General features: G+C 71.2%; 9 protein-coding genes. 7 read left to right on the forward strand and 2 right to left on the reverse strand.

The window, feature by feature from the left end; all coding sequences use genetic code 11:
- The first annotated feature begins 48 nt into the window (after positions 1 to 48).
- Entirely contained in the window at positions 49 to 1482 is a 1434-nt protein-coding gene (locus AC07DO_RS00835) for a helix-turn-helix domain-containing protein (RefSeq protein WP_479056113.1), read from the forward strand.
- Positions 1483 to 1512: 30 nt separating this feature from the next.
- On the opposite strand, the gene AC07DO_RS00840 is transcribed toward AC07DO_RS00835, so the two are convergent.
- Positions 1513 to 4026 (reverse strand): transglycosylase domain-containing protein, encoded by a 2514-nt coding sequence (locus AC07DO_RS00840; RefSeq protein WP_479056114.1) that lies wholly within the window; start codon positions 4024 to 4026, stop codon positions 1513 to 1515.
- A gap of 207 nt (positions 4027 to 4233) precedes the next feature.
- Here AC07DO_RS00840 and AC07DO_RS00845 point away from each other — a divergent pair, with 207 nt between their 5' ends.
- From AC07DO_RS00845 to AC07DO_RS00860, 4 genes are read left to right on the forward strand one after another with little or no spacing between them, the layout of a single operon-like run.
- The gene (locus AC07DO_RS00845) at positions 4234 to 5055 is read left to right on the forward strand and encodes an ABC transporter permease (protein WP_479056115.1); all 822 of its coding nucleotides are present in this window, start codon (positions 4234 to 4236) and stop codon (positions 5053 to 5055) included.
- Positions 5056 to 5062: 7 nt separating this feature from the next.
- Positions 5063 to 5875 carry an ABC transporter permease gene (locus tag AC07DO_RS00850; RefSeq protein WP_479057480.1) on the forward strand — a complete coding sequence of 271 codons (813 nt, stop codon included), beginning with the start codon at positions 5063 to 5065 and terminating at the stop codon, positions 5873 to 5875.
- A 5-nt stretch (positions 5876 to 5880) separates the two neighbouring features.
- On the forward strand, positions 5881 to 6870 hold the full coding sequence (locus AC07DO_RS00855) for an ABC transporter ATP-binding protein (RefSeq protein WP_479056116.1): 990 nt from the start codon (positions 5881 to 5883) through the stop codon (positions 6868 to 6870).
- Between the two features lie 11 nt (positions 6871 to 6881).
- Positions 6882 to 7595: a DUF1707 SHOCT-like domain-containing protein gene (locus tag AC07DO_RS00860; RefSeq protein WP_479056117.1), complete on the forward strand. Its 714-nt coding sequence runs from the start codon at positions 6882 to 6884 to the stop codon at positions 7593 to 7595.
- A 172-nt stretch (positions 7596 to 7767) separates the two neighbouring features.
- On the opposite strand, the gene AC07DO_RS00865 is transcribed toward AC07DO_RS00860, so the two are convergent.
- Positions 7768 to 9090, reverse strand: coding sequence for an SGNH/GDSL hydrolase family protein (locus tag AC07DO_RS00865; protein ID WP_479056118.1), 1323 nt, complete (start codon positions 9088 to 9090; stop codon positions 7768 to 7770).
- A 364-nt stretch (positions 9091 to 9454) separates the two neighbouring features.
- Here AC07DO_RS00865 and AC07DO_RS00870 point away from each other — a divergent pair, with 364 nt between their 5' ends.
- Together AC07DO_RS00870 and AC07DO_RS00875 are read left to right on the forward strand one after the other, a co-directional pair.
- Positions 9455 to 10951: a DUF445 domain-containing protein gene (locus tag AC07DO_RS00870; RefSeq protein ID WP_479057481.1), complete on the forward strand. Its 1497-nt coding sequence runs from the start codon at positions 9455 to 9457 to the stop codon at positions 10949 to 10951.
- 177 nt (positions 10952 to 11128) lie between these two features.
- Positions 11129 to 12610: an MFS transporter gene (locus AC07DO_RS00875; protein WP_479056119.1), complete on the forward strand. Its 1482-nt coding sequence runs from the start codon at positions 11129 to 11131 to the stop codon at positions 12608 to 12610.
- Positions 12611 to 12627 lie beyond the last annotated feature (17 nt).

The following is a 12627-nucleotide window of genomic DNA, read 5'->3' on the forward strand; positions in this document are numbered from 1 at the left end:
TGGGATACCGTCCCGGGCCGCGTGGGGGCGTACGAGGACGGGGGGCCCGTGTCGGCACAGGGCGACGGCGACGGCATCGATGAGGTGGCGGAGTTCGCGGCGCTGCTGCGGGGGCTGAAGGAGCGCACGGACCGGAGCTATGGCTCGCTGGCCCGCCGTCTGGGCATGAACACATCGACGCTGCACCGCTACTGCGCGGGTGACGCGGTGCCGCTCGGTTTCGCCCCCGTGGAGCGCTTCGCGGCGCTGTGCGGTGCGACCTCGGAGCAGCGCCTTGAACTGCACCGCCGCTGGCTTCTGGCGGTGGCGGCCCGCCGCCGGCCTCGTGCGACGGAGGCGAGCGAGGCGGCAGCGGGGACTGCCCAGGGGGACACCGCGGCGGAAGCGGGCGAGGCGGCGGCAGGCAGGACTGCCCAGGGGCGCGGGGAACTGCGTGACAAGCCCGCACCGGGCCGCGGGCCTGAGAGCGCGCCCGCCGCCACGGCGGCGGAAGCCGTGGACGACCCGGACACCACGGCTCCGGAGGCCGTGGACAACGTGCCCCCGCCCCCGCCCTCTCCCTGGTACCGCCGCAGACGTCTCGTCGTCGGGCTGGCCTCCGCCTGCGCCGTGCTCGCGACGCTCGGCGCCTATGCGCTGCTGCCGGACGCGCAGCGGGCGTCCGTCGACGGTCCTGACCGGGTCGCCGGGGCGCCGGAGAGGCGGGGCGCCTCGCCCGGCCCGAGCGGCACCCCCTCCTCCGAGTCGCCCACCGACTCCGCCACCCCGAAGAAGAAGTCGGCGGAGGAGAAGTCACCGGCGAAGAAGTCACCGGCGAAGAAGCCGAATCCCTCTCGCCCGTCCGGCGCGACGTCCGCCACGCCCCGCGGCGAAGACCCCGCAGGGTTGCCGCTCACCTGGACCGCCAACTCCCATGCCTGGAAGCTCGGCTGTGGTCACGACTACGTCATCGCGAAGCCGCCGAGCCAGGTCCCGCCTCCGCCCGCCCCGCAGGACGCGGCGCCCTGGGCGGCGACGCAGAAGGCGGTGCACGGCGGCGAGACGCTCGTGCAGCTGTCGGTGCAGGGGCGCAGCGACACGGCCGTCCTGCTGGAGGCGCTGCGCGTGCGCGTGGTCGGCCGTACGGCGCCGGTGAAGGGCACCGCGTACGCCATGCACCTGGGCTGTGGCGGCGCGGTCACTCCCCGGTCCTTCGCCGTGGACCTGGACAAGGACCGCCCCATCGCCCGCGCGGTCCCCGGGAACGACACGGGCACGCCGATCCCGGCCGTGCGCATGCCCTACCGCGTCTCGGCGAAGGACCCCGAGGTGCTGCTGGTCAACGCAGGGACCAGTTCGTGCGACTGCCGCTGGTACCTGGAGCTGGACTGGGGGAGCGTGCGCATCGACGACGACGGCCGCCCGTTCCGCACCAGCGCCATCAAGGGCCTGCCCCGGTACGGGTACGACACCATCGGGCGCCGGTGGGGGACCTACGGCTGAGGACGGGGCGCCGAAGCGTTCGGGTGGGCGTCAACCGTCCGTGAGGCCGCCGATCGCCCCTCCGTCGTCCGTCCCGCCGTCGGTCGCCCCGCCCGCCGGGTCGGTGCCGCCCGTCGGCCCGCCCTGGGCGCCACCGTCGGTGGGTCCGCCGTTGGCGCCGCCGTCGGTGGGTCCTCCGGTGTTCTGGCCGCCGGTCTCCTGCCCGCCCGTCTGGCCGCCGGTCTGACCGCCGTTCTGGCCGCCCGTCTGGCCACCCGTCTGGCCCCCGGGGTCCTGGCCGCCGGTGGTGGTGCCGCCGGTGTCCTGGTCACCGGTGGTGCCGCCGTCGGTCGTGCCGCCGGTGTCGGGGCCGCCGTCCGTCCCGCCGTCGGTGCCGGGCTCGTCGGTGCCGCCCGTCGTCGGGTCCGGGACCTCGGGCAGGTCGGCGCCCTGTTCGAGCTCCAGGTCGAAGTCCTTGACCGGCTTGCCCTCCAGGGCCGCCTTCGTGAACTGGGCCCAGACGCGCGCGGGGTAGGCGCCGCCGTTGATGCGGGTCTCGCCGAGCGCGCCGTACAGCGGGGTGTGGGCGCCGGTCTCCGGGTCCTGGCCCATGACGGCGACGACCGTCGCGAGCTCGGGGGTGTAGCCGGCGAACCAGGCCGCGGTGTCGTTCTCGGCCGTGCCGGTCTTGCCCGCGGCCGGGCGGCCCGCGCCCTGCGCCGCCGTGCCGGTGCCGCCCTGGACGACGCTCTGCAGGACCGACGTGGTGGTGTCGGCGGCCTCGCGGGTCACGGCCTGCGAGGTCTTCGGCTCCGGCAGCTCGATCTCGCTGCCGTCCTTGCTGATCTTCTCGACGAGGGTGTACGTGCCGTGCTTGCCGTGGTTGGCGAGCGTCGCGTACGCCTCGGTCATGTCGAGGACGCTCGCGGTGGAGGGGCCGAGCGCGATGGACGGGGACGCGGTCAGGTCGGGGGTGTTCTCGGGGACGCCGAGGGCGACGGCGGTGTCCTTGACCTTGTCGGAGCCGACGTCGACGGCCATCTGCGCGTACACCGAGTTCACGGACTTGTCGGTGGCGGTGCGGACGGTGATGTCGCCGTAGTCGATGTGGTCCTCGTTCTCCGGGGCGTACGTTCCGCCGCTCCAGCCCTGGACCGGCCGCTTGTTGGTGCCGTCGTACACCGCGTTCGGCGTGATGGGGCGGCCGTCCTGGGTGACCGAGCCGTTCTCCACGGCCGAGGTGAAGACGAACGGCTTGAACGTGGAGCCGACCTGGTAGTCGCGCCGTGTCGCGTTGTTGACGTACTGCTTGGTGTAGTCGATGCCCCCGTACATCGCGACGACCTTGCCGGTCGCCGGGTCGATGGAGGCGCCGCCCGCGCGGACGTTGCGGTCGACCTTGCGGGCGTCCTTGTCGACCTTCGACATCACCTGCTTGTCGACGGCCTCCTTGAAGGCGTCCATGCGGTCCTTCTGGAGGGTCGTGGTGATGCGGTAGCCGCCCTTGGCGAGGGTCTCCTCGTCGATGATCTTGTTGGCCGTCAGATAGTCCTCGACGGCCTTGACGACGTAGCCGCGCTGCCCGGACAGGCCCGCCGCGCCCTTGGCCTCGTCGGGCATCGGGAACTTCGCCTTCGCCCGGTCGGACTTGCCGAGCCAGCCCTCGGTGACCATGCCGTCCAGGACGTAGTTCCAGCGGCCCGCCGCGCGCGGCTTGTTCTCGGGGTGCGTGGCGACGTCGTAGGCGTTGGGGGAGTTGAGGAGCGTGGCGAGGTAGGCGCCCTGGGCGACGGAGAGGTCCTTGACGTTCTTCCCGTAGTACGCCTGGGCGGCCGCCTGCACGCCGTACGCGTTGCGGCCGAAGTAGCTGGTGTTCAGGTACCCCTCGAGGATGTCGTCCTTGCTCACCTCGCGGTCCAGCTTGATCGAGATGAAGAACTCCTTCACCTTGCGGGTGACCGTCTGCTCCTGCCCCAGGTAGTAGTTCTTCACGTACTGCTGGGTGATGGTGGAGCCGGACTGCTTGCCCTTGCCGGTGACGGTGTTCCAGGCCGCGCGGATCATGGCCTTGGGGTCGACCGCGGACTCGCCGTAGAAGTCGCGGTCCTCGGCGGCGAGCACGGCGCGCTGGACGTGGAGCGGGACCTCCTTGAGGGGCACCTTCTCGCGGTTGACCTCGCCGTCGCGGGCGATCTGGGTGCCGTCGGCGTAGAGGTAGACGTTGCTCTGCTTGGTGGCCGCGGAGTTCGCGGGCGGGATGTCGACCAGCATGTAGCCGGCCATGAAGCCGCCGACGCACAGCAGGATGATCAGGATGAAGCCGCCGAGGACCATGCGCCAGGTGGGGAAGATCCGCCGCCAGCCCTTGCGCTTGGGCCGCTTGGGCTTCTTGCTCTTCTTCCCGTCGGCGGACGCCCCGGCGGCAGCCCCTTCGGCCGCCTGGGGGGTCTCCGCCGTCGCCGCCGTCTCCGCGGTGTCAGCGGGCGTGTCCTGCGGCTCCCTCGATGCCCAGCGCGGGCGCCGGACAGGCCCCTGCTTGCCCTGCTGCTGCGGCTCGTCGCTCATGTCTTGCGGAACTCCCGGTTAGCGTCGTACATCCCGTACGCCTCGTAAACCTCACTGCAACCCCGTTGCCACCCCATTGGACACCGTTGCCACAGGCGTTCGTGACCAGGGACGCGCCACGCCCCGAAAATGCCTGGCACGGGCGCCCCCTATCGCACTAGGCTCCAGCGCTTTGGCCCATTCGGGACGAAGCCCACGGTGAAAGGGATGCTCGTGCGCGCAGGACGGTTCCGTTTGTACGCGGCCGTCACCGAGGGCAGCTTCCGCAGGTACGCCACGTATCGGATGGCGACCGCGGCAGGGGTCTTCACGAACACTGTCTTCGGTCTCATTCTCGCCTACACCTACCTGGCGCTCTGGGACGAACGGCCCGGTCTCGGCGGCTACGACCAGTCGCAGGCCCTCACCTATGTATGGCTCGGTCAGGCGTTGTTGACGGTGATGGCGCTGATGGGCGGCGGCTTCGAGGGCGAGCTGATCGAGCGGATCCGCACCGGCGACATCGCCGTCGACCTGTACCGGCCCGCCGATCTTCAGCTCTGGTGGCTGGCGGCCGACGTGGGCCGGGCGGCCTTCCAGCTCCTCGGACGCGGCATCGTCCCCCTGGTCTTCGGAGCGCTCGTCTTCGACCTGACCCTGCCTGCGGACGCGCTGGGCTGGCTGGCGTTCCTGGTGGCCGCCGTGCTCGGCGTGACCGTCAGCTTCGCGATCCGGTTCCTGGTGGCGCTCTCCGCCTTCTGGCTGATGGACGGCGCGGGCGTCACGCAGGTGGCGATGCTCGCGGGCACGTTCTTCTCCGGGATGCTGCTGCCGCTGAACGTCTTCCCCGGGGCCCTCGGCGAGTTCGCCCGCGCCCTGCCGTGGTCGGCGCTGCTCCAGATGCCCGCCGACGTGTTCCTCGGCGAACGCTCCGGGACGGCGCTGTTGCGGACGTACGCGTTCCAGCTCGGCTGGGCGGCGGCGCTGCTGACCCTCGGGCGGCTGTTGCAGGCCGTGGCGACGCGGCGGGTGGTGGTGCAGGGTGGCTGACGCCGACATGTCGCCGGTCCGGGAAGGGCTGCGCGCCTACCGCCTGATCTCCGCCATGTGGATCCGCTCCCTCATGGCCTACCGCGTCTCCTTCGCGCTGACCGCGCTCGGCAACTTCGCGGTGACCGCGTTCGACTTCGTGGCGATCCTGCTGATGTTCTCCCAGGTGGACCGGCTCGGCGGCTACTCGCTGGCCGAGATCGCGTTCCTGTACGGCGCGTCGTGCACCGCGTTCGGCCTCGCCGACCTCGCCCTCGGCTCCATGGACCGCCTCGGCAGACGGGTGCGGGACGGCACGCTCGACACGCTCCTGGTGCGGCCCGCCCCCGTGCTCGCGCAGGTCGCGGCCGACCGCTTCGGGCTGCACAGGATCGGCCGGCTCGCGCAGGGCACGCTCGTCCTCGCGTACGCCCTCGTGGTCCTGGACATCGACTGGACCCCGCTGAAGGTCCTGATGGTGCCGCTGATGCTGCTGTGCGGGGCGGGGATCTTCGCGGCGGTGTTCGTGGGCGGCGCCGCGTTCCAGTTCGTGGCGCAGGACGCGGCGGAGGTGCAGAACGCGTTCACGTACGGCGGCACGACGCTGCTCCAGTATCCGCCGACCGTCTTCGCGAAGGACCTGGTGCGCGGCGTCACGTTCGTACTGCCGCTGGCCTTCGTGAACTGGCTGCCCGCGCTGTACGTGCTCGGGCGCCCCTACCCGCTGGACCTGCCGTCGTGGGTGGCGTTCGCGCCGCCGTTGGTGGCCGCGGCCCTCCTCGCGCTCGCGGGCGTCGCCTGGCGCACGGGCCTCCGTTCGTACCGCAGCACAGGGAGCTGACTGACATGACGGGCATGACGGGCGCGACGGGTGACCCTCTCATCGAGCTGGAGGACGTGGAGAAGGTCTTCGACGTACGGAAGAAGACGGGCTTCCTGCGGCGCGAACGCCACGAGGTGCGGGCGGTGGACGGCATCTCGTTCACCGTCCCGCGCGGCGAGATGGTCGGGTACATCGGCCCGAACGGCGCGGGCAAGTCCACGACGATCAAAATGCTGACGGGCATCCTCACGCCGAGCGGCGGCCGGCTGCGCGTCGCCGGGATCGACCCCTCCCGCGAACGCACCCGCCTGGCCCGCCGCATCGGCGTGGTCTTCGGCCAGCGCACGACGCTCTGGTGGGACCTGCCGCTGATCGACTCGTACCGTCTGATGCACCGGATGTACCGCATCCCGGACGCCCGCTACGCCGAGAACCTCGACCGCTGCGTGGAACTCCTCGAACTCGGCGCGCTGTTGGACGTCCCCGTACGCCAACTCTCCCTGGGCCAGCGGATGCGCGGGGACATCGCGGCGGCGCTGCTGCACGACCCCGAGGTGCTGTACCTGGACGAGCCGACGATCGGCCTCGACGTGATCAGCAAGTCGAAGGTCCGCGGCTTCCTCAGCGACCTCAACAAGGAATCCCGGACGACGATCCTCCTCACGACCCACGACCTGACGGACATCGAGCAGCTCTGCAAGCGCGTGATGGTCATCGACCACGGGCGCCTGATGTACGACGGTGCGCTGTCGGGCCTGCACGAGGTGGGCGAGAGCGAGCGCACGCTCGTCGTCGACCTGGAACGCGAACTCCCGCCCATCGAGGCGGGGTCGGCGGCGAAAGTGGTGAAGGTGGAGGGCCCGCGCCAGTGGCTGGCGTTCCCGGCGTCGCAGTCGGCGGCCCCCCTCGTGGCGCGGATCGCCGACCGCTACCCCCTGGCGGACCTCTCCGTCAGGGAACCGGACATCGAGGCGGTCATCGCGAAGATGTACGCCGAGAAGCCGACCTCGTAGGCTGCGGAGTTATGAGTGACGACCACCGCGCCCCTGCCCGCCTGCCGGACCTGCGCGCCTCCGACGCCGACCGGGAACGGGTCGCCGAGCAGCTCCGGGACGCGGTGGCCGAGGGCCGCCTCGACATGACGGAGTTCGACGAGCGCCTGGACGCGACGTACAAGGCGCGGACGTACGGGGAGTTGGAGCCGCTCACTCGTGACCTCCCGTCGCACGAGGCGGTCTTCGCCAAGGCGGACCTGGTCAAACACGGTGCGAGCGCCGACCCCGTCGCGATCGACTGGTCCGAGCGCATGGTGGAGGGCGGCGAACCGACCTCCTCCCTCGGCTTCGCCTTCTGGAGCGGCTTCGGCCGCAAGGGCAGCTGGGTGGTGGGCCGTCGGTTCACCGCGTTCGCGATGTGGGGCGGCGGCGAGATCGACCTGCGCGAGGCGCGTTTCACGGACCGCGACGTCGAGATCCGCTGCTTCACGATCATGGGCGGCCTCCAGGTCGTCGTACCTCCCGACATGACGGTGGCGGTCCGCGGCTTCGGCATCATGGGCGGCTTCGACGACAAGGCCACGGGCGAGGGCACGCCCGGCTCCCCCCGGGTGGTCGTGAAGGGCTTCGCCCTGATGGGCGGCGTAGGCGTGGACAGAAAGATCCGCAGAGCGGAGAAGCTCCGCCAGCGAGAAGAACGCCGCCGGCAAAAGCTGGAGCGAAAGAAGAACACGACGGACTGACCCGCCCGAGGGGAACGTCTTCAGGGGCGCGGGGAACTGCGCGACACCTCGGGTGACGGGCACAGGACGTTGGGCCTGAGGTGTCGCCGTCCAGGGGCGCGGGGAACTGCGCGACCAGCCCCCACGGCCCGCGGCCGACGACCGGACAGCCCCCCCGGCGGGGAAGCGGAGGTCAGAGCTCGGCCGCGGCCGAGCCCTTGAGGTGCGAGAGGTTGAACGTCTCAGCCATCCGCCGGAACCCCGCATCGGAAGGATGCAGGTGATCCCCCGAGTCGTACCGCGCCCGCAGCTTCCGCGGATCGTACGGATCCCGCAACGCCCGGTCGAAGTCCACGAACTCGTCGAAGACCCGCCCCGACCGGATCTCCTCGTTCACGGCCTGCCGCACGCCCTCGAGTGCGGGCTCGTACCCCCGGTGCCCCCCGAACGGCATCAGCGTCGCACCGACGACCCGCAGCCCGCGCGTATGCGCCTGCCGCGTCAGCTCGCGCAGCCCCTCGACGATCCGGTCCGGATCGTTCTGGTGCGGGTTGCGCAGGATGTCGTTGACGCCGAGCGCGATGACGACGGCCTTGACCCCGGTCCGGTTCAGCACGTCCCGGTCGAACCGGGAGAGCCCGCTGGGATTGACCGCGGGGTTGCCGAGGCCGTCGGAGAGGATGCGGTTGCCGCTGATGCCCTGGTTCACGACGCCGTAGCGCGGCGCGCCCGACTCCTCGCGGAGCCGGTCCGCGAGGACGTCCGTCCAGCGCCGGTTCGCGCCCATCGTCGACGAGATGCCGTCGGTGATGGAGTCACCGAAGACGACGACGGTGCCGTCGGTCTCGTTGCTCAGGACGTCCACCGCGGAGAGGTAGCGCCAGTAGGGGCTCTGCTCCGTGTACGCGTCGCCGAGCTGGTCCTCGGTGCGGTCGCCCTCGGCGACGTAGCTGATCTGGCGGGCGTGCGGGTGGTAGGTGACGGGGCCCGACGGAGTCGGCGAGTACGTCGTGACGAGCAGATCCGCGTCGTGCGGCACCCGCAGCCGCGCCGCGTCGCTCATCACCTGCTGCCCGGGCGGGATCACCACCGACGTGTTGCCGTTGAAGGTGAGCCTGCGCAGCGTGCCGGCCGCGGCGGCGGGGTTGTTCGACGCGGAGGCAAGCGCGATCGAGGCGTGCGTGATGCTGAGCGGCGTCCTGCCGTACAGGTTGGTGAGGGTGATGCGGGCGCTGCTGCCGCCGACGCTCGTGTGCACGACGTTGCGGATGGAGCGGCCCGCGAACCCCTTCTGCTCCGTGCCCGGTTCGGACCCCGCGGGCGAGGCGGACCAGGAGCCGACCCAGATGCCGGAGGAGGCGGGTGCGGCGGAGTTGCGGGGACCGCTGGGGCCCGCGCTGATCGTGTCCTTCGAGCCGTCGTCGGTGCCTGCGACCCCGACGTATATGGCTGCGGAAATCACCACTATGACCGCGAGAACCGCGGCGAGAAGGGCATAACCGTGTCGCTTGGTCATGCGGGCTCTTTCTCCTCGGGCAGGGGGAGCCCCGAGGCTCCGGTGTGATCACCCCATGATGCGGCATGGGCCGTGAGGCGGCCGACACTGCCCCCCTCCGTCCAGTGAGACGCCGGGAACTTGTCGTTCGTTCCAGGAGTAGGTCAGGAAGGGGCGTAGGACACAGGGGATGGGGACAATCGGGACAGAGGGCAGGGCGCAGGACAGGGGAACAGTGCGGACGGCTACTAGGTGAACGGGCCAGGTGGAGTGAGTGGAACGCGCAAATGCGGAGGAACCGGCTGAGGTGCACGGCGAGGAGCATGCCCGCGGGGACGGCGCCGCAAGCCGGGCCCCAGGGGCAGGGGCGGACAGCGCTGCCGCGGTGCCGGAGGGGGGCTCCCCGAATGGCCTAAAGGCGGCGGTCCGAGAAGAACCCGGCACATCCAGCACGCCCGGCGCACCCGACGCGCCCGATGCGGCGCCCGGCACACCTGGCACACCTGGCGCACGCCTCGGCACACCCGGCGTACCCAGCACCGCCGGCACACCCGGCACCCCCGACACAGTCGGCACCCCCAGCACACCCCGAGCCCCCCGAACCCCTCGCGCCCCGGGTGGCCTCACCTACAGCCCCGCCGACGAGGAGAAGCGGCGCGGTGTCCGCCGTATGAAGATCACAGCGACGGGCCTGCTCGTCTTCGTCGCCGTCGTCTACGTACTGGCGAAGTGGGCGCAGCACTCCGGCGCGGGCCCCTGGGCGGGTTACGTGGCCGCGGCCGCCGAGGCGGGCATGGTCGGCGCGCTGGCCGACTGGTTCGCGGTGACCGCGCTCTTCCGCCACCCGCTCGGCCTGCCCATCCCGCACACGGCGATCATCCCGAACAAGAAGGACCAGCTGGGCGCCTCGCTGGGCGACTTCGTGGGGGAGAACTTCCTCTCCGCCGACGTCGTACGGGACCGTCTGCACGCCGTCGGCATCGCAGGCCGCCTCGGTGCCTGGCTCGCCGAGCCGGCGCACGCGGACCGCGTGACGGCCGAGCTCGCCACGGCCCTGCGCGGCGCCCTCACCGTTCTGCGCGACTCCGACGTGCAGGCCGTGGTCGGTGAGGCGATCACGCGCCGCGCGGACGCCCAGGAGATCGCCCCCGGCACGGGAAAGATGCTGGAGAAGGTCGTGGCGGACGGCGGCCACAAGCGGGTCGTGGACCTGGTCTGCGTACGGGCGCACGACTGGCTGGTGGAGCACGCCGACTCGGTGATGGACGCGGTGCAGGGCGGCGCGCCCGGCTGGACACCGCGGTTCGTCGACAAGCGGGTCGGCGAGCGGGTCTACAAGGAACTGCTCCGCTTCGTCACCGAGATGCGGGACATGCCGGGGCACCCGGCGCGGGGCGCCGTGGACCGTTTCCTCGCCGACTTCGCCGCGGACCTGCAGTCCGACTCGGACACGCGTGAGCGCGTGGAGCGGCTGAAGCGGGAGGTCCTCGGACGCGACGAGGTCCAGGACCTCATCGCCTCCGCCTGGTCGGCCGTGCGCGCGATGATCGTCGCCGCCGCCGAGGACGAGCGCAGCGAGCTGCGCCTGCGCGTGCGGGCCTCGCTGCTGTCGCTCGGCGCGCGGATGGCGAACGACGCACGCCTCCAGCAGAAGGTGGACGGCTGGGTGGAGGGCGCGGCGGTGTACGTGGTGACGACGTACCGGGACGAGATCACCTCGCTCATCAGCGACACGGTGGCGGGATGGGACGCCGAGCACACCTCGAAGAAGATCGAGGCGCACATCGGCCGTGACCTGCAGTTCATCCGCATCAACGGCACGGTGGTCGGCTCGCTGGCGGGTCTTGCGATCTATACGGTGTCGCGGCTGCTGGGGGCGTAGGGGGGGGTGCGGGCGCAGGGGGTGCGGGCGGCGTAAGCGCACTTCAGCGCGCGTGATCGGGGGTTCGCTGGGCACTCTGGAGGAGCCCCTCGGCGTAGAGGTGGCCGTCGTCCGGTGGTGCGGGGTGCTCGTGTCCCGCGTCCGGCGACGTGGCTGCAGCGGAAGGAGCCGCCCGCCATGACCGCGTCGTCCACGCCTCCCCAGCCCCCGCCGGGCCCGGCGACCTCCGAGAACACCGTCACCACGGCGGTCCCCGCACGCCTGGACCGGCTGCCCTGGTCCCGCTGGCACTGGATGATCGTGATCGGCCTCGGCACGGTCTGGATCCTGGACGGCCTGGAAGTCACCACCGTCGGCAACATCGCGAGCCGCCTCTCCGAGGAGGGCAGCGGCCTGGCGATCAGCTCGGCCCAGGTGACGGGCACAGCGGCAGCCCTCTATGTCGCGGGAGCCTGCGCGGGCGCCCTCTTCTTCGGCCGCATGACGGACAAGTTCGGCCGCAAGAAGCTCTTCATGGTCACCCTCGCCGTGTACCTCGCGGCCACCGCCCTCACGGCCCTCTCCTTCGACGCCTGGTGGTTCTTCCTCTTCCGCTTCCTGACGGGCTTCGGCATCGGCGGTGAGTACGCGGCCATCAACTCGGCGATCGACGAGCTGATCCCGTCCAAATACCGCGGCCGCGTCGACCTGATCATCAACGGCAGCTACTGGCTGGGTGCGATCGGCGGCTCGCTGCTCTCGGTCGTCATGCTCAACACGAGCATCTTCCCCAAGGACATCGGCTGGCGGCTCACCTTCGCCCTCGGCGTCGTACTCGGCCTGGTGATCCTGCTCGTACGCCGTCACGTCCCGGAGAGCCCGCGCTGGCAGTTCATCCACGGCCACGGGGAGGCGGCGGATCGGCTCGTCTCGTCGGTGGAACGGGAGATCGAGGAGGAGAAGGGTGAGCGTCTCCCGCCGCCCGCGGGCGAGATCACCATCCACCAGCGCAAGAGCATCGGCTTCGGTCTCATCGCGAGGACGGTCTTCCGCGAGTACCCCAAGCGCTCGGCGCTCGGCCTGGCCCTCTTCATCGGCCAGGCGTTCCTCTACAACGCGATCACCTTCGGTTTCGGCGCGATCCTGACCAAGTTCTTCGACGTCCCGTCCGGCAGCACGGGCTACTACTTCGCCGTCATCGCCGCCGGCAACTTCCTGGGCCCGCTCCTCCTCGGCAAGCTCTTCGACACGGTCGGCCGCCGGATCATGATCTCCTCGACGTACATCGTGTCGGGTGTTCTGCTCTTCGCCACGGCCTGGCTCTTCGGCCGGGGCTCGCTGACCGCGACGACGCTCACGGCCTGCTGGTGCGTGGTCCTGTTCTTCGCGTCGGCGGGCGCGAGCAGCGCGTACCTCACGGTCTCGGAGATCTTCCCGATGGAGACGCGCGCGATGGCCATCGCCTTCTTCTACGCGATCGGCACCGCGGCGGGCGGCATCAGCGGCCCCCTGATCTTCGCCGATCTGACGGAGTCGGGCGTGGTCGGCGACACGGTGCTGGCCTTCCAGATCGGCGCGGGCCTGATGTGCGCGGCGGGCCTGGTGGCGGCTGCGCTGGCGGTGAACGCGGAGCAGAGGTCGCTGGAGGACATCGCGAAGCCGTTGTCGGCGACGGAGTGATGGCGGAGCATTCACCG

It is taken from the genome of Streptomyces sp. NPDC045678 (assembly GCF_056432085.1).

Coding starts and splice junctions, on each gene's coding strand:
- AC07DO_RS00875 (WP_479056119.1), top strand. CDS start 11,129: ATGACCGCGTCGTCCACGCCTCCCCAGCCCCCGCCGGGCCCGGCGACC.
- AC07DO_RS00865 (WP_479056118.1), bottom strand. CDS start 9,090: ATGACCAAGCGACACGGTTATGCCCTTCTCGCCGCGGTTCTCGCGGTC.
- AC07DO_RS00850 (WP_479057480.1), top strand. CDS start 5,063: ATGTCGCCGGTCCGGGAAGGGCTGCGCGCCTACCGCCTGATCTCCGCC.
- AC07DO_RS00840 (WP_479056114.1), bottom strand. CDS start 4,026: ATGAGCGACGAGCCGCAGCAGCAGGGCAAGCAGGGGCCTGTCCGGCGC.
- AC07DO_RS00855 (WP_479056116.1), top strand. CDS start 5,881: ATGACGGGCATGACGGGCGCGACGGGTGACCCTCTCATCGAGCTGGAG.
- AC07DO_RS00860 (WP_479056117.1), top strand. CDS start 6,882: ATGAGTGACGACCACCGCGCCCCTGCCCGCCTGCCGGACCTGCGCGCC.
- AC07DO_RS00845 (WP_479056115.1), top strand. CDS start 4,234: ATGCTCGTGCGCGCAGGACGGTTCCGTTTGTACGCGGCCGTCACCGAG.